The organism is Acidobacteriota bacterium (assembly GCA_038040445.1).
In the GTDB taxonomy this organism is placed as follows: Bacteria; Acidobacteriota; Blastocatellia; order UBA7656; family UBA7656; genus Onstottus_A; species Onstottus_A frigus.
Window position 1 is genome coordinate 19,471 of sequence record JBBPIG010000020.1, and the last position, 17,221, is coordinate 36,691.

At 54.9% G+C, this 17,221-nt stretch carries 17 protein-coding genes; 10 read left to right on the plus strand and 7 right to left on the minus strand.

Features of this window, described 5'->3' with window-relative positions; genetic code table 11:
- Positions 1-351: 351 nt before the first annotated feature.
- The 3 genes from AABO57_19925 (at position 352) to AABO57_19935 (ending at position 2,406) form a co-directional block, all read left to right on the plus strand.
- The gene (locus tag AABO57_19925; GenBank protein ID MEK6287994.1) at positions 352-1,752 is read left to right on the plus strand and encodes an amidohydrolase; all 1,401 of its coding nucleotides are present in this window, start codon (positions 352-354) and stop codon (positions 1,750-1,752) included.
- Positions 1,753-1,848: 96 nt separating this feature from the next.
- Positions 1,849-2,175 (plus strand): hypothetical protein, encoded by a 327-nt coding sequence (locus tag AABO57_19930; protein MEK6287995.1) that lies wholly within the window; start codon positions 1,849-1,851, stop codon positions 2,173-2,175.
- Positions 2,176-2,184: 9 nt separating this feature from the next.
- Positions 2,185-2,406, plus strand: coding sequence for a hypothetical protein (locus AABO57_19935; GenBank protein MEK6287996.1), 222 nt, complete (start codon positions 2,185-2,187; stop codon positions 2,404-2,406).
- A 97-nt stretch (positions 2,407-2,503) separates the two neighbouring features.
- On the opposite strand, the gene AABO57_19940 is transcribed toward AABO57_19935, so the two are convergent.
- The gene (locus AABO57_19940; protein ID MEK6287997.1) at positions 2,504-3,952 is read right to left on the minus strand and encodes a menaquinone biosynthesis decarboxylase; all 1,449 of its coding nucleotides are present in this window, start codon (positions 3,950-3,952) and stop codon (positions 2,504-2,506) included.
- A 291-nt stretch (positions 3,953-4,243) separates the two neighbouring features.
- Between AABO57_19940 and AABO57_19945 the strand changes: the two genes are divergently transcribed.
- The 5 genes from AABO57_19945 (at position 4,244) to AABO57_19965 (ending at position 9,973) form a co-directional block, all read left to right on the plus strand.
- Complete coding sequence (locus tag AABO57_19945) at positions 4,244-4,720, plus strand: lysozyme (protein MEK6287998.1); 477 nt, start codon at positions 4,244-4,246, stop codon at positions 4,718-4,720.
- A 65-nt stretch (positions 4,721-4,785) separates the two neighbouring features.
- Positions 4,786-5,145: a DUF5655 domain-containing protein gene (locus tag AABO57_19950; GenBank protein MEK6287999.1), complete on the plus strand. Its 360-nt coding sequence runs from the start codon at positions 4,786-4,788 to the stop codon at positions 5,143-5,145.
- A gap of 135 nt (positions 5,146-5,280) precedes the next feature.
- Positions 5,281-7,401: a S9 family peptidase gene (locus AABO57_19955; protein ID MEK6288000.1), complete on the plus strand. Its 2,121-nt coding sequence runs from the start codon at positions 5,281-5,283 to the stop codon at positions 7,399-7,401.
- A 271-nt stretch (positions 7,402-7,672) separates the two neighbouring features.
- Entirely contained in the window at positions 7,673-9,340 is a 1,668-nt protein-coding gene (locus tag AABO57_19960) for a GMC family oxidoreductase (protein MEK6288001.1), read from the plus strand.
- 138 nt (positions 9,341-9,478) lie between these two features.
- Positions 9,479-9,973 carry a RidA family protein gene (locus tag AABO57_19965; protein MEK6288002.1) on the plus strand — a complete coding sequence of 165 codons (495 nt, stop codon included), beginning with the start codon at positions 9,479-9,481 and terminating at the stop codon, positions 9,971-9,973.
- Positions 9,974-10,090: 117 nt separating this feature from the next.
- Here AABO57_19965 and AABO57_19970 read toward each other — a convergent pair whose 3' ends face one another.
- Positions 10,091-10,741 carry a hypothetical protein gene (locus AABO57_19970; protein MEK6288003.1) on the minus strand — a complete coding sequence of 217 codons (651 nt, stop codon included), beginning with the start codon at positions 10,739-10,741 and terminating at the stop codon, positions 10,091-10,093.
- Between the two features lie 275 nt (positions 10,742-11,016).
- On the opposite strand from AABO57_19970, the gene AABO57_19975 reads away from it, so the two are divergent.
- Positions 11,017-12,270, plus strand: coding sequence for an amidohydrolase family protein (locus AABO57_19975; protein ID MEK6288004.1), 1,254 nt, complete (start codon positions 11,017-11,019; stop codon positions 12,268-12,270).
- Between the two features lie 59 nt (positions 12,271-12,329).
- Here the strand turns inward: AABO57_19975 and AABO57_19980 are convergent, their stop codons facing one another.
- Positions 12,330-12,632 carry a helix-turn-helix transcriptional regulator gene (locus AABO57_19980; protein MEK6288005.1) on the minus strand — a complete coding sequence of 101 codons (303 nt, stop codon included), beginning with the start codon at positions 12,630-12,632 and terminating at the stop codon, positions 12,330-12,332.
- A 299-nt stretch (positions 12,633-12,931) separates the two neighbouring features.
- Here AABO57_19980 and AABO57_19985 point away from each other — a divergent pair, with 299 nt between their 5' ends.
- Positions 12,932-13,147 (plus strand): hypothetical protein, encoded by a 216-nt coding sequence (locus AABO57_19985; protein MEK6288006.1) that lies wholly within the window; start codon positions 12,932-12,934, stop codon positions 13,145-13,147.
- 74 nt (positions 13,148-13,221) lie between these two features.
- Here AABO57_19985 and AABO57_19990 read toward each other — a convergent pair whose 3' ends face one another.
- From AABO57_19990 to AABO57_20005, 4 genes are all read right to left on the minus strand, one after another.
- Positions 13,222-13,932 carry a hypothetical protein gene (locus AABO57_19990; protein ID MEK6288007.1) on the minus strand — a complete coding sequence of 237 codons (711 nt, stop codon included), beginning with the start codon at positions 13,930-13,932 and terminating at the stop codon, positions 13,222-13,224.
- A gap of 31 nt (positions 13,933-13,963) precedes the next feature.
- Positions 13,964-15,115 carry a hypothetical protein gene (locus tag AABO57_19995; protein MEK6288008.1) on the minus strand — a complete coding sequence of 384 codons (1,152 nt, stop codon included), beginning with the start codon at positions 15,113-15,115 and terminating at the stop codon, positions 13,964-13,966.
- 328 nt (positions 15,116-15,443) lie between these two features.
- On the minus strand, positions 15,444-16,151 hold the full coding sequence (locus tag AABO57_20000) for a RelA/SpoT domain-containing protein (protein MEK6288009.1): 708 nt from the start codon (positions 16,149-16,151) through the stop codon (positions 15,444-15,446).
- A gap of 3 nt (positions 16,152-16,154) precedes the next feature.
- Positions 16,155-17,162, minus strand: coding sequence for an AAA family ATPase (locus AABO57_20005; GenBank protein ID MEK6288010.1), 1,008 nt, complete (start codon positions 17,160-17,162; stop codon positions 16,155-16,157).
- Between the last annotated feature and the right edge of the window lie 59 nt (positions 17,163-17,221).

The window sequence follows — 17,221 nt, forward strand, 5'->3', positions numbered from 1 at the left end:
AGCAATCGAACGAGACGTTCAAGCAATCGAACGACACAATCAAGCAATCGAACGAGACGTTCAAGCAATCGAACGACACAATCAAGCAATCGAACGACACGATCGAGCAGTCGCTGACCTTGATCGGCAATTGGCAGAACAAAGGGAATTAGGCAGAGAGACCGACGCCAGGTTGGCCGCTCTCAGGATAATCGTAGAGCGCCAAATCAGCGATCATCAATAGCACCGGCACTCGAATCGACCTAAGATCACCGACTTGAAATCGCGAATCAGCCTGTCAGTTGATTTGCGTCTCGCTTCCCGTGCTTTGCTCGCGCGGTGGGAAGCTATCAAACGCTATTTGGAGGTTGCTTGAGAAAAATCCTCACCGTCAACTGTCTGCTTCTAATTTTAATCCTTCACGTTCCCTCCCCCGCCATCGCAGCCGGGCGAGTCGACATCATCATCCGCGGCGGGACCGTCGTGACGATGGACGGGTCATCGCGCGTGATAGAGAACGGCGCCGTTGCGGTCAAAGGCGAGCGCATCGTCGCCGTGGGGACCGCTGCGGAGGTCGCCGCGAAGTATGCGCCAGCTCGCATTATCAACGCCGCGGGCAGGGTTGTTATGCCGGGCTTGATCAACACCCACACTCACGTGCCGATGGTGTTGTTCCGGGGCATAGCCGACGATCTTGTCCTGATGGAGTGGCTGCAGAAGTACATCTTCCCCGCCGAAGCGAAGAACGTCGATGAGCAATTCGTTCGCTGGGGCACACGGCTCGGGTGCCTCGAGATGATTCAAGGCGGGACCACGACTTACGTCGATATGTACTACTTCGAAGACGCGATCGCCGATGAGACAGCCCGCGCGGGAATGAGAGCGGTGCTTGGCGAAACGCTTATTGACTTTCCCGCGCCCGACAACAAGACCTGGGATGCGGGCATGGCATACATGGAAAAGTTCGCAACGAATTGGAAAGGTCACGCGCTGATTACTCCGGCGATTGCTCCGCACGCGGCGTACACGGTGTCAACCGATCACCTGAAGCAAGCACATTCGTTCTCGGAGCGGTTCGGGATTCCGCTGCTCATTCACGCTGCTGAAGACCCCGCCGAGGTCAAAACGATTCAGGAACGGTACGGCTCAAGCTCAGTTGCTTATCTGGAGCGGATAGGCTTGCTAGATGAGCGAGTGATCGCAGCGCACATGATTTGGCCGACTAGTGACGATATCGGCACGCTCGCGAAGCGGAGGGTAGGGGTTGCGCACTGTCCGCAGTCAAACATGAAACTGGCGGGGGGAGCCGCTCCTGTGCCACAGATGCTCAAAGCGGGAGTAGCGGTCGGGCTTGGAACTGACGGCGCGGCTTCCAACAACGACTTGAGTTTGTGGGAGGAGATGGACACGGCGGCGAAACTTCACAAGTTGACTTCAAAGGACCCGACGGTGATCAACGCCCGCGAGGCGCTCGAGATGGCGACCATACGCGGCGCGCGAGCGATTCATCAGGACAAGGAAATCGGGTCGCTGGAGTCCGGCAAGCGAGCTGACATAATAATCGTCGGGATGTACAGCGCTCACCAGACTCCGCTGTACAACATCTACTCGCAGCTCGTGTACGCGACTAAGGCCTCGGATGTTGAAACGGTAATGATTAACGGCAGGGTCGTGATGCAGAATCGCCGGGTGTTGACCATCGATGAACGCTCGGTGCGGGTGAAGGCCAACGAGTATCGCGACCGAATCCGAAAGAGCGTGGCTGCTCAGTAGTTCGAGACGCCAAGTCAACGGTAAACGCAGGTATCCTGGGATCAACTAGGATGTTGGGCCTATAATGTAGCGGGCCGAACCGAGGAGGATTACCTTATGGAATACCCGGTGATCGTCGAGCAGAAAAACTGTGTTTGGCGAGCTGTGATTCCTGCGCTCTCTGATCTCAGCGCCGAAGGCGCATCCTATGATGAGGCCGTCCAAAAGGCCCGGCAAGCGGCTGAGGCTTTTCTTTCGAAAGTCAGGATCACGACTATTGAATTGAATGAGCCGAATCCAGAATTGCGACGCGGCAGTCCAAAGTCAGTGCTGAAGGCATTAGGAAAGTTCAATGGTGATGAAGAAGCGATGCGACGGCACATCGAGGAAATCTATTCCGAACGAAGACGGCAGCGTGAAGAAGCCGAGCGCGAAGCTGAATAGGCTCACTTGATGAAGCTCTATGTGCTGGACACAGACATAGCCGGCTTCGTGCAGCATGAGCACCCGACTGTCCTCTCTCGTATCAACGCTTTGCCCGATGCCGATACTCTTGCGACCACCATCATTACGATTGCCGCCATCACGCTCTCGGTCAATGGCATTCTGGTCACACGGAATGTGGTGGATTTCGAGCGCATTCCCGCTCTGCGGGTTGAAGACTGGACGCAGTGATCAGAGGTCGTCTGCAAACAAGCTAGAGATGGAAAGGAAGCGTCAGGAATACTTTCCCGGCCTTACTCAGAGAACGCCGGCTCTCCAGTCCATCGGCTCACAGCCCTAGCTTCGGCCAGAGCTGATCGATTCTTCGCTTTACCTCTTCGCTCATCCTGATCTCTTTCGGCCACGGGCGATCGAAGCCTTCTGACTTCCACTTGCGCGTTCCATCAATTCCCATCTTCGAGCCGAAGTTGGGCAGCCGCGCCGAGTGGTCCAGTTGATCGACCGGGCCGAGCATGAATTGAATGTCACGCTCCGGATCGATGTTGTTCAACACTCGCCAGGCGACTTCGTTCAGGTCGCGCACGTTCGTGTCGTTGTCCACCACGACGATGCACTTGGTGAACATCGCCTGAGGCAGCGACCAGATTCCATTCATGATCTTGCGCGCGTGACCCGGATAATCTTTGCGAATCGACACGATCATCAGGTTGTGAAACACGCCCGCGAAAGGCATGTGATAATCGGCAACCTCGGGGAACTGACGCTGCATCAAGGGCAGATAGATTCGCTCGATGGCTTCACCCATCCAGCAATCTTCCTGAGGCGGCTTGCCGACGATGATCGTCTGATAGATCGGTTTCTTGCGATGCGTGATACAGGTGACGTGAAAGACCGGAAATTCGTCTTCAAGTGAGTAGTAGCCGGTGTGATCGCCAAAGGGCCCTTCGGTCCTCAGCTCTTCGGTGTCAACGTAGCCTTCCAGCACTATCTCGGCGTTAGCCGGGACCTCGACGTCGACGGTCTCGCAGCGGACCATCTCGACCGGCTTCTCGCGCAAGAAGCCGGCAATCATCATTTCATCCAGGTCCTCGGGCAGCGGCATGATCGCCGCGAACACAGTCACCGGATCGGCTCCTATGGCCACTCCTACTTCGAGCCGCCCTCCGCCGCCGCGTTTCAGGTTTCGAAAGTGTTGCGCGCCGTGCTTGTGAATCTGCCAATGCATGCCGGTGGTCTTCTCGTCGTAGACTTGCATGCGATACATCCCGCAGTTGCGCTTGCCGGTCTCCGGGTTCTTGGTGAACACCAGCGGCATCGTGATGTACCGCCCGCCGTCTTCGGGCCAACACTTGATGATCGGAAGGTCGAACAGCGAGAACTTCCCTTCCCTAAGTACGCGCTCTTTACACGGCCCGTCTTTGACTATCTTGGGAAACATCTTTGCGAGATCGGCGAGGCGCGGGATCATCTTGATCTTCTCGATCAGCCCTTGAGGCGACTTCACGTCGGTGAGTTCCGTGATGCGCTCGGTTATCTCGCCGTAGCCGGTCACGCCCAGGGCGATCATCATCCGCTCGCGGCTGCCAAGCGCATTTATGAGCACGGGGATCGAATGGCCGCGAACGTTTTCGAATAACAACGCGGGACCGCCCTGTTTGGAAACGCGGTCGGTGATCTCGGCTATTTCAAGATCGGTGTCGACCTCCGCGCGTATGCGCTTAAGGTGACCGCGCTTTTCGAGAATGGAGATGAATTCTCTCAGGTCTTCGATCGGCATAGATTAACAGTTCCGGCTGGGTTGGAATTGCAGAGCGTAACACGCGAACTGTGGGAAGACAAATTCTGCAAGTGTGAGCAAGCAGGGTGAAATCAAACGAGAGACTCTGACTGAAATCTCACCTCAAGGCGAGTCACGGCTTATACGAGCGATCGAAGGTTTTGCGTCAGGGCTGTCTCCCGTTTGTGTCAGCTATCACAGAGCATTGATGAAAACATCGGCTGTACTATATAGTCTCCGACCGCTCCTGTTCCGACTGTAGTGACTATCGACCGAAGGGAGGATCGAATGATGCAAATCAGTGAACACGGCCTCGAACTGCTGAAACAATGGGAAGGCTTTGAGCTCAAGCTCTACAAAGACTCAGCCGGGCTGCCGACAATCGGTGTTGGTCACCTCCTTACTAAGTCCGAGCTGACATCCGGTAAGATTCTGATCGATGGTTTGCCGGTACAATACTCCGGCGGTTTGACCGACCAGCAGGCGCTTGATCTGCTGAGTCAAGACGTCAAGCCCGCGGAACAAGCTGTTAACACCGGCGCCAAGGTAGCTCTCACTCAGAACCAGTTTGATGCGCTCGTTTCATTTACCTTCAACGTTGGAGTCGGAGCTTTCACGGGCAGTACTCTTTTGAAAGTGCTCAACCAGAGCCAGTACGCCGGAGTGCCGGATCAATTGCGTCGCTGGACTCGATCTGGCGGCCAGGTCGTGCAAGGGTTGGTCAACCGCAGAGAAAATGAAATCAAACTCTGGAACGGTCAGATCTAACCCGGCCGCTTGATGAGGTTCTTCGTGAACCAATCATTGACCTGAGTTGCTGTGCGAGGAGCGCTATGAATAAGGGAATGGCAGGCTTCACAATCAAGAGTCACTTTGATGGCCGCGACCCGGTTGTTCGGGATATTTACGACCGGGTGGTGAAGTCATTGAAACGGCTCGGTCCCCTCACCGAAGACCCGAAGAAGACTTCCATTCACATTGTGAATCGCACAGCGTTAGCAGGAGTGGCGACCAGAAAAGGCCACCTCGTTCTAACCATCAAGAGTGATCGAAGAATCGCAAGCCCGCGCATCCACAAGTCGGAGCAGACGTCGGCCAGCCGGTTTCATCATGAGGTCAAGCTCAAATCTCCAACGGAAGTAGATGACGAGCTGGTGGGCTGGCTCGAAGCCGCCTACGCACTGAGCGCCTAGAGATCAACAACCCGAATGGAATCGTCTTGCGCAATCGGGCAAACCTGACTGACAATTCTTTAAGCCGCGAGCCCAGAGCTTCATAAAAGACTGACGAAGGATTCTACTACGCTTGACGTATATCGAGAGGAATCTATGAAAAGACTAACCACAGCATTCTTTTTGCAGGCAGTGTTGCTTGTCGCAACGCTCGCGCCTATAACGCTGGCGCAAAATGGTCACAGGCAGCCTCCACTCGCCAGGAAGGCGCCGCACGCGACCGAGATTCACGGCTACACGCTTAAGGATGATTACTTCTGGCTTCGCGAGAAGAAGAATCCCGAAGTCATCAAGTATCTCGAGGCAGAAAACGCCTATACCGAAGAGGTGATGAAACCAACGAAGGAGTTTCAAGAAGCGCTTTACAAAGAGATCCTCGGCCACATCAAGCAGACCGATTTGAGCGTGCCGTCGCGCATCGGCGAGTATTACTACTATTCGCGAACGCAAGAGGGCAAACAGTATCCGTATCAGTGCCGCAAGAAACGCAGCCTGGAAGCCAAGGAAGAAGTCTTGCTCGACCTGAACAAGCTGGCCGAAGGTCACTCGTTCCTCGGGCTCGGCGGATTCCGGGTCAGCGACGACGGCAATTTGTTAGCCTACTCGACAGACACGACCGGCTATCGCCAACACACGCTTCACGTAAAAGACCTGCGCACCAGTCAAACGTTGAGCGAGAACATCGAACGCACCGGCTCGATCGTGTGGGCGAATGACAACAAGACCCTCTTCTATACAACTGAGGACGACGTTTCAAAGCGTTCGGATAAGTTCTGGCGGCACGTGGTCGGCAGCGACAAAAACGACTTGCTCTACGAAGAGAAGGATGAGCTGTTCGACGTCGGCGCCGGCCGCTCGCTCGACAAGAAAGTCATCTTCCTGGGTTCGTACGCGAAGACTTCGAGAGAGATTCGCTACTTGCCCGCCGACAATCCCACAGGTGAGCTCAAAATAGTTCTTCCGCGTCAGGACGGTCACGAATACGACGTCGATCACTACAACGGGCAGTTCTACATCACAACCAATAAGGATGCGAAGAACTTCCGTGTTGTCACCGCGCCCATCAACGATCCGTCCGAGAAGAATTGGAAGCCGTTCATAGCGCATAACCCGAAAGTGAAGATCGACGGCCTGGCTACTTTTGCCAATCACCTGGTTGTGTCCGAGAAGGAAGGCGGTCTCAACTACCTGCGCGTGATTGACATGAAGACCAGGCAATCGCATCGCATAACAACCGACGAAGCAGATTACGCGCTGTTCTTAGCCGGCAATCCTGAGTTCAACACAACCACCGTACGCTTTAACTATCAATCGATGGTGACGCCGTCCTCGGTGTACGACTACGATTTGAACACGCGGCAACGCAAGCTCCTCAAGCAGCAGGAAGTGTTGGGCGGCTACGACGCGAAGAATTACGAAGCCAGGCGCATATGGGGAGTCGCGCGCGACGGCACGAAGGTGCCGATGTCGCTGGTCAACAAAAAAGGTGTGAAGTTCGATGGCTCGGCGCCGATGCTGCTCTACGCTTACGGTTCTTACGGCGCGTCGATGGCTCCGACGTTTTCATCGAGCCGGCTGGCCCTGCTCGATAGGGGAGTAATCTTCGCCCAGGCATACATTCGCGGCGGCGGCGAGCTCGGCGAAGAGTGGCGCGAACAGGGCCGAATGATGAAGAAGCTGAACACGTTTTATGACTTCATCGACTGCGCCGATTACCTGGTGAAGAACAAGTACACGTCGGCTAACAGGTTAGTGATTCAGGGCGGCAGCGCCGGTGGATTGCTGATGGGCGCAGTCGTGAACATGCGGCCGGATTTGTTTAAGGCAGTCGTGGCGCAAGTGCCCTTCGTCGACGTGATGAACACGATGCTCGACGCTACGTTGCCGCTTACCACCAGCGAGTACACAGAATGGGGCAATCCCAACCAGAAGGCCGCGTTCGACTACATGATAAAGTACTCGCCCTATGACAACATTGCGGCTAAGAACTACCCGGCGATGTTGGTGCACGTCTCGCTCAACGACAGCCAGGTGCCGTATTGGGAAGGCACGAAGTTCCTGGCGAAATTGCGCGCAACTAAAACGGATAAGAATCCGCTTTTGCTGAAGGCTAATATGGGCGCGGGTCACGGCGGTGCGTCGGGCCGCTACGATGCGTTGCGTGAGACGGCTTTCACCTATTCGTTCATGCTCTGGCAAATGGGCATCACCAAGTAGACAAGCTCGGTAGGTAGCGTGCTAGGGCGCCCATCTCTGGGCGCCTTTTTCTTTTCGTAATTCTCCTCCCCACGAATTCCGGTTTTGTAAAAAGGCTCTTTTAACGGCAACAACGCGAACACCCTCCCGGCCTGCCGCTTCGATTTAGCTCCCTTTCTCCTCTTGACGCTTGGTCAGACTAGGATAAGATTCTCACTCGTTGGGAGAAGACAAGGCCGCTTGTCGGTGTTAGACCGGCACCATCCAAAACATAGATCCGAGAACTGGATTCATGACAGACCGACAAACCAGGTTTGACGCGAAGACCGATATCGACTTTCTGATTATCGGCGCGGGCGCCGCGGGCGGAATAGTCGCCAAGGAATTATCCACAGCGGGATTTCGCGTGGTCGTGCTCGAACAAGGACCGTACATGAAAGAGCCGGAGTTCGAACATGACGAGCTGAAATACATGCGGCGACACGCGATCACCAACGACTACGCTCGCCAACCCAACACATTTCGCAAAACCGAAAAAGAGAAAGCCACGCTGCAGCCCGCCTTGACCTATGGCCGCATGGTCGGCGGCGGCACGGTGCACTTCACGGCGAACTTCTGGCGCTTTCATGAAATTGATTTCGTCGAGCGCAGCCTCTTGGGACCGATAGCCGGAACGGCGTTCGCCGACTGGCCGATCACCTACGCCGAGCTCGAGCCGTATTATACGAAGGCCGAGTGGGAGCTGGGCATATCGGGACTCGCGGGAGCGAGTCCGTTTGATCCGCCTCGCTCGAAGCCCTATCCTCTTCCTCCGCTTCCGATCAAGTCCTCCGGCGTGCTTGCCGAGCGAGGCGCGAGGAAGCTTGGATGGCACGCTTTCCCGGCGCCTATGGCTGTGATCTCCCAACCGTATCGCGGCCGCAGCGCTTGCCTGCACTGTGGCTTCTGCGAGCACTTCGGCTGTGAAGTAAGAGCCAAGTCGTCGACGCTGGCGACCGTGATCCGGGAAGCAGAGGAAACGGGTCGTTGCGAAATTCGCCCAAACAGCTACGTGCGAAAGATCGAAACCAACAAGTCGGGGCTAGTCATCGGTGTGATCTATTACGATGAAACCGGCCGCGAAACCTTTCAGAGCGCCCGGTCAGTTGTGCTCTGCGCAAATGGAGCCGAGACTCCGCGCCTGCTGCTCTTGTCGAAGACATCTCTATTCCGGCGCGGTCTCGCGAATTCGAGCGGCAAAGTTGGAAAGTATCTGATGTTCAACGGCCATGCTTCAGCCTCGGCGTTGTTCGAGCACCCGCTAAACGAATTCAAGAGCGTCGCGGTGAGTAGAGTCATTCACGACTTTTATGACAGCGATCCCAAGCGCGGGTTCTACGGGGGCGGCGGAATGGACATGCGATTCGTCTCTTACCCGGTCGGTTTTCCTCTTCGAAATCTGCCACCCGACGCACCCACGTGGGGTCGCGAGTACAAGGCGCTGCTCAAGGAGCACTACACCCGCACCGTGAATGCCGTTGGCCACACGACTTCTCTGCCGGTAGAAACAAACAGCATCTCCCTCGATCCGCGCGAGAAAGATGCATGGGGACTCCCCGCGGTGCGCGTCACCTACAAAGACCATGCGGAAGACATGAAAACGATGCGGTTCTTCCAGGACCGCTGCAAGGAACTTCTGGATGCGGCCGGAGCACGGAAACTGTGGAGCCGCCCGGTGAGAGAACAGTCGTTTGGATTTCACTTGCTGGGCACGTGCCGGATGGGCAATGACCCGAGAAGCTCGGTCGTCGACAAGTATCATCGCGCGCACGACGTGCCTAATCTTTTCATATGTGATGGAAGCAGCTTTGTGACCTCAGGCCGCGGGCAGCCGACGTGCACGATACAGGCGCTCGCCTACCGCGCATCGGACCACATCATCCGCATGGCCAGGAACGGCGAGATTAAGTCGGCTCTCTGAGCGATGCGATTAGCTCTAACGGTCGCTGCGAATGTATGACCCCAGACCAAGACGGACCAATCCACATGGTTTACGAAGAACGCCTTCGCGCTCGTCGTCAACCTGGTGGTTACGGTCCTTACAACAAAAGGAGACTACATGAAGAGTATTCGATCATTTGCCACCATCGCAGTTGTTATGTTTGGGTTGGTTCTCAACGTTGAAGCCGGGCAGAAGAAAGAACAACCAAAGACCGGCCCGGCGCAGTCAACCGGGACTTCGGTCGAGTATTCGAGTGCAGCCGGCAGTTCAAGCCGCCCGTTGTCTGAGTTTGTTCGCGTGGGCAACGTGATTTATCTATCAGGAAAGCTCGGCACCGATAGCACCGGCAAACTGGCGGCCGGAGGCATCGCCCCGGAAACAAAGCAGACTCTCGAGAATATTCGAAGCGTGCTCGAGAAGAACGGCTCCTCAATGGACCAGGTCTTCAAATGCACCGTGATGCTCGCTGACATGAAGGAGTGGGGAGAGATGAATTCGGTCTACACCACGTTTTTCAAGAAAGAACGGATGCCGGCGCGCAGCGCATTTGGGACCAGCGGCCTCGCGCTAAACGCGCGCGTTGAGATTGAATGTATCGCACTAATGAAATAACCCGGGAGCGCGGCTGCGTGTGCAGTCGCCAAGCGCCGTCACGAAGTCAGAGCGAAGACAATCGAGACTAAGTCTCCCGCGACACATCTACCAGCGCGTGCGATGGGTCGCCGAGCTTTATCTTGATGCTGCAGTGTTGGTCGACCGCTTCGCAATCTTGTTGATCGTTTCGCTTAGTTTGATGATGCCTTCCAGATCACGACTGGCTTTCAGTCGAAGCGCAGCGTCGTTGGCCGAACTAAGGCGAAAGACAGGGCTGCCAAGGAAGCCATTAATCAAGCGGCTCAGTTCGGGCAGCATCGACGCGAGATGATCAGGATTCTCATCGTATCTAATCTTCTCGCCCTTATCGGCAACCTGAAGAAGCGGAACATTGTACTTGATTCGAGTTGCGCGATTCTTCAGATCGGCTGTCGCGTCGGAGAGAGTCTTATAGTCTAGCGAAGGCGCTGATGAGAGGGCGGCGATCTTCTCGACGTTGATCGAGTGCAGCTTTTCGAAGTCTTCGCTCAACTGAGTCTCCCGTCTCCTGCGGACGAATGCAGCCTGGGCCTCGTCATCAGGGACCGCTATCAGACCCAATTCGCGAGCTCGCTGGTTAATCGCCTCGACCATCGCCCGGGCCTTTGGCCTCTCCGCCGGGTCAACAGCCCTGTTAGACGGCTGCTGCTGTTGAGCGAGAATTGATTGTGCCCCGACAAGAACGACAAGAGCGACGAGAGCGGCGACGAGAACCGTAGCGGCGTACGCTTTTCTGGGCTCCTTCATTGTGGCAGCCTCCGGAACTAAAAGATGTGCAGCGAGTATAAACGGTGTTATGTAACTTCTCAATGACGTTCATGACATTTTGGCGCCCGAAAGACTTAGGAGCCGCTCGGCGATGCTCTCGTTCGGTCCACGGGTTCGCGGACTCACCCGTGGCTTTGTTCCGCCATCCCTCCGGGGTTCACTCCACCTTCTGCCCTTGACCAGCAACATCGACCTCGAACCATCGGGCGTTGTATTCTAAGAAACATCCCCACTGAAAAGGAGAGGCATTCGATATGCGATCCGCGAAGATCACCCTAAGCATCCTCAGCACTCTTGGCGTCTGCGCCCTGGCGCAACCAACTCCTTCAAAGGCGCCTACTCAAAACAAACGCATCGTGATTGCTGCGAGCGCCCTGCTCGATGGCCAGGGCCGCGTGCTCCGCAACACTCGCATCGTGATCGAGGGCTCAAAGATTGTCGCAGTTGACCCAAAGGCCGGCCCCGTAGACTACGACCTGCGTGGGCTGACCGTGTTGCCGGGCTGGATTGACGCGCACGTGCACATTACCTGGAGCTTCGGCAAGGATGGGAAAAATGCGGGCGCGGGAGAAACAACACAGGAGGCCGCGTATCGAGCAGCCTCGAATGCATGGGTGACGCTGATGGCGGGCTTCACGACGGTCCAAAGCGTGGGCTCGCCCGCCGACATTCCACTGCGCGATGCCATCGCGAAAGGCGCACTCCCCGGCCCGCGCATCCTCACGGCCGTCGAGCCGCTCTCCGGGCGAGGCGAGCAGACCGGCTCACCGGATGAAATCCGCGCATACGTGCGGAAACAAAAAGAAGCAGGCGCTGACCTGATCAAAATCTTCGCGTCGCAGAGCATTCGCCAGGGCGGTGGGATGACGCTCTCGCAGGAGCAATTGAACGCGGCCTGCGATGAAGCGAAGAAGCAGGGCCTGCGCACGCTCGTGCACGCTTACAAAGGTGCTGTCCGTGCCGCAACTCTTGCCGGGTGCACAGAGATTGAGCACGGTACTCTGGCCACCGACGACGATCTGAAATTGATGGTCGAGAAGGGAACCTACCTGGATCCGCACTGTAGGCTCGTGATCGAGAACTACTTGCTGAACAAGGAAAAGTATCTCGGCACACCCGGCTACACCGAAGAGGGTTTTGCGGCGATGGAGAAGATCCTGCCGATGAACCATGATCTGGTGCGACGCGCGGTGAAAACTCCGGGACTGAAAATTGTCTTCGGCACCGACGCCGTAGCGGGCGCGCACGGGCGCAACGCTGAGGAGTTCATAGACCGCGTACGCGACGGTGGAATCGACCCAATGGCGGCGATGGTCTCGGCGAACTCGCTCGGGGCGGAAGCGCTTGGGATGGCGGATCAGATCGGCTCGATCGCGTCGGGCCTGCAGGCGGACATCATTGCGCTCGATGGTGATCCGTTGAAAGACATCACGGCCGTTCGGCGCGTGGTATTTGTGATGAAGGGCGGCATTGTTTACAAGAACGCCGCGCGCGGGAAGACACATTGATGCTCGGTGATATGGAAGCTGAACTCTGTTGGCGGCCCAAGCGTGAGCCGCGTCGTTCATCATCTAGACCGTCGTTCTTCCTTCACGAGCCGGACCTCCAGTTTGTATCCTAACGCCCTGGCATATCGCCGGAGCGTGGCGATCGATGGAGAATGCTTTGGTGCGGCGGATTCCAGGCGGGCGATCGCCGACTGCGTTGTACCGACGCGCGCGGCGACTTCCGCCTGCGAAAGGCCCGATTCGGCCCTTGCCTTGAGTACCTCATCGAGGAAAGCGAATTCCTCGGCGAGATCGTCGTACGCCTTCTTCACTTTCGGGCGCGCGAAGGCGCGCGCCTTGAACTGCTTTAGAGTGCTAGTCATGTTTCACTTGTGGCATTCCCAAATCCGGCCCGAACGTCTCCATTCTCTCGGCATATCGTAGAAAGCGCGCAAGCAGTCCGGTTGGGAGAGCGAGGATCTCGGCCTCGACGCGCTCGTTGTAGAAGGTGACGTTCCAGGTCACGGGCGCAGTATAGCATATCCGCTATGTATGCCGAGCCGCGAAGAACGACAATCCGGCCGACGGACCAGACGCGATATTCCCTATGTCCGTGCCGGGCTGCGCGTCTGCCGTTGCCGGGCAGCGAGAGAAGGGGTTCGAGAGGGTTGAGACTTTGTAGATGGATGAGAAACTACTGACACTTACCGATCAATTCTCTCCCGCATTGGTGCAAGCGGCAGCGATCTGCTCCGGACTTGGCGACAAGACCGCGCGTTCGAGCTATGCAGAAAAGCTCTCGCCGTACGGGATGACAGGCTGCTTTGGATTAAGGTCGATCCGAGATTCGATAATCTCCGCGCGGATGAGCGCTACGAGGGACTTCTACGTCGTATGAACCTTCCGAAAGAGGCGAGGTCGCTTCGCCCGCCTGCCCTTATGTCAATTTCGCCCTCCCTCGACGAGAGTTGTCTATGAAGTGACTTTACCTGTTTCGCGGGTCAGCGACGCGAATATCTTGAGGACAATATCGGCAAACCAACATTGGCGCTGATAGAACTCGAACGCGAATAGCACCGTTGCAGCAGCAGTCCCGATCAGAGCAGACCACTTAACTCCACAGGTTGATATCAGGGCATTGGCTGTAAACGTGGGATGAACGAAGATCGACAGGAGCGACAAAAGGAAGAGAACAAAACAATCCAAAGCATTCATGCGAGCCATTTTTACCCGCGCGTGCCGCTCCAATAAGTCATTGGCGATCGAGGGATGGTTTATCTTTATCCAATATATCAAGGTCCAGTAGTTGCCGCGGCGTTTCTCAGAAAACTCCTCCAATAAGGCGAATTCTTTGAGCAGTCCCTGATAATCAAAGAAGAAATCCCGAGCAGTTCTTGGCTGAAGAGTTCTTACAACAAAGCTCACTGGCTTTCGGATAGCGTGATAGGACGCAACGCTTATGAACTCGCTGTATACATATACGGCGCTTAGAACGGATGGCACAATAGCCAGCTGTCCCGCCAACTGCAACGATTTCCAACCGGCCACGAGCGCAGAGAGATCGAGGAATAAGATTGAAGCCAGGGAGAAGAACAAGATACCCGTCGATAGGTAGGCAAAGACATTATATAGAGAATCCGGAACAAATCTCGTGGAGGCTTCCGGCGAGGTCGGAACGACCATGGCTCTCACCTCCTTAGGGTCCTTAGCGAAGTCAACTGAATCTGAACTTCGGATTTTCTAACTCTACGTAGGGTCTCTCACGCGTGAGTAGGATTCTATCATGAATAAACCAACTGTCCCTGGGATAAAAATGGCCACTATCTCGGCCGAGTGAAAACTCCCGGAAAAAATACTTGATTTCTTCGCGCAACGTGGTGGCACGCAGCCGAAAGGTCCGTGCGATAACCGCCACCAATTCCTCAAAAATATACTCCCCAAGCTTGAAGTCATAGCTGAAGCTGTGGCGGATAAAGTAGTCTCGCTCGTTCGAGGCGCGATCAATACACTTATAGGGTTCCGATTTGAATTGGCATTGAAGACCCAATGCTCCCCGGATTGTGAGATCCTTTTCCAACCCCTGCAAGTCCCGCATCACAACACCCTTGAACTGGTACTGGTCGTCAATGGCCAGCAGAAGATTCTGTGCATTGAATTCGGGAATTAGACCGAGATCAAATACAAGAAAGCAGTAACCTCGAAGCAGCGGCTCAATGAGGCCGCGTCTAAGTGTCTCCCAGGGATGTCGATAGTCGCCTAGCAACTGAACGAGCAGCAGTGGATCACGCTCGCTCAGAGTGTCTTGCGAGAATAGCGAGAAGAAAGGGATCAGAAACGATTCTCCAAGAAATGGGAGCGGTTTGGTCGTCCTAAAGATGCAACCTACTTCTTCGGTTCCTTGCCTGGCCGCGCAGGTTTTCACGAGTGCGAATGGCTCCGGGAGAAATGCAAAGCCTGAGGGAGCAGAGTCGCGGCTAAAGCAGATTACGAGTTCCTCGGAAATCTCCGTGCCCGCCACAGTTTTCATGATCGGCAGCTTGCGATCAACTCGGCCTAATATCCCATCGTAGTGGAGCTTAAGATAGAGCGGAGGTTGATGACCGAGGCAATATACAGTTCTCCCGTTAGCAGTAGGAACGACAGCCACGGTATCCAAAACGCGCGTCGGCTCAAACTCGTAGAGATTCAACTCGGCGACCAGTTTTCTTTGCATATCGGGGTGCAAGGGGAATAGAACAGACTGAGAGCCGCGGAGAAACGTACTGGCTATGTCCTTAGACGCTTCACCGAATATCAATACCTCATCCTGCGAGAATTCATACAGAGGTAACTGAAAAGTGGCAACGCCGCCAATCGGTGAATACATGGGCGATGTTGAGAATGCCTGTGAGAATCCGCTCGGCGATCCCTTATTAACGTATCGCTCCATATGCAAGAGCGAGGCTATGGGGTCGTTGCGTATTGTAGACAGGAGCAAGGCAAGCCTCCTAATTGCGACGAGTAGGGTCAGAGATTGGGTTCAGGCTTGCAAATAGCAATTCGGGAATCGCATCCCCAGTTCAACTCGCGTAGGCATTACTACGCAAATATCGAGCAGGTAAATTGCAATTTGCGCACCTGACTCATGTGGTCCCCGGACCCCCGCCCGTTTATGACCCCCGGTGTTCGCTTAATTGCTCTGTGCTGTTCTTTGGTCAGGAACTGCCAGATTTCGCCGATCGAAAGATTGAGTCGACGAGCCGACTACAACTGGATGTGACGCGCGCTAAGACCTTTATTTGCTCCCGGCACGAAGGGACAGGTGATTCGTGAGGATAGTTCATTGAGTGATCAACCTCTCCCCAAAGTTCTTCGGCGAGTGTTCTTACTTGAATCTCACAAGTAGCCTTTGTGCTGCTGTTTGATTCAACCACGTAGTGCACGCTAGTGTATAATGTCGGACTCTTAACCGGCCGAATGCCAACACCTCGAAAGAACTCGCGGGTCTCATCATCCCAAGTGCGTGCCTTGGGTTCCTCAAACAGGGGAAACTTATACTCGTCGAAAACCGCGCGAAGTTCGCGATCAATCGAAATGATCTGTTCCGTGTGAAGGTGAAGGATTCGGAAACCGACGAGATCAGTGATCCGATATAGCAGATTCTTTTCCGAGATTGTAAACGGTCGCTTCTTCAGTTTCGCATCTCGCAGTTGGCGGAGAAGCTTGTCTTCAAGGTGAGCAGGATCCTTGAGTCGTCCCTTCGTTGAATGTACCTGCGCCATCAACTCCTGGGAGCCGAGAATCGCATCACTGAGTTGCTTAAGCATGACTTCGAGAAAGCTTCGATTCTTGACGTAGTGAGCCACCAGACCGCTGATAAGCTTCCGATCCGCTTTGGTGATTGTAATCCCGACCTTTGGCATTTGTTATTGGCCCGCGATTCGCGAAATTATTTTTTGAGCAAATTGCCGGAACGCAACAGCAGCCTCATCCTTTAGGTACTGCGTGCCTCCTTCAACGTCGTTCATCGCAAGTCCTTGTTGCTGAGCCAGGTTGGCTAGCGTCGAAAAATCCTTAATCTGTCCTAATTTGAACTGGCTGGGTGATCCCGGGGCAAGGTCTTCATCAATCTCCTTGAGGACCTTTGCGACATCGCTATAGCTATGACGATCTAACACCCGCGCGTATTCCTTATAGCCACTTGAAATGTCTCCACCATACATTCGAAATCGTTGCAAGACATAGCCAAGGTAAACTGGCCGTCCGCCCAATTGCGGGACATCCTTGGGTGCCAACTGGGAGATAATCTCCCAATCTTTAATCCAATTGGCGATCGAATGTCCTAAGGTCTTAAGTGCTCGCGTCGAAAAATAGTCGCATGCGCCAGGTACAATGAAGTAATCACAATCCATGAGAATCGCTCTATTAAGCGGCCCAATATTAGGTCCAACATCGTAGAGTACGAAATCGGCACTCAAGATGTCTGCGCAACCGTCTACAAAAGTCGACAGCGCCGTCGTTTCGACAAAACCTCGGATCTTTCTTTGAAGGCAGTCAATCCAAGACTGCTGGAGGTCAAGTTCGTATTCTGAGAGTCGAATATCCCCCGGTAGAAGGTAGATGCCCTCCGATCGCTCGTAGGGCTTGATGAGTTTCGGTGCTTTTCCTTCTTCAATAACCGGACGCAGAGCCGACCAAATTGTCTGTCCGCTGTTGCCTTCCGACTCATCAAGCCACTTGTCAACAACATCTGCCTCAACCAGGTATGAGGTTAGATTGCATTGCGGGTCTGAGTCGACCAAGAGTACAGTCTTGCCCAGATCCGCTAAAGCAAAGGCAAGATTGACCGTCAACGTAGTCTTTCCAACCCCCCCTTTATGATTGAAGAGCGTTAGTCGGAATGATTTTCTTCGAGAGTGCCTGTTGGCCGTCATGACGAGACGCTTCCCTTTCGGGCAATTTTTTGTTTCTTGCTGCTACGTCTCGGCCGAAG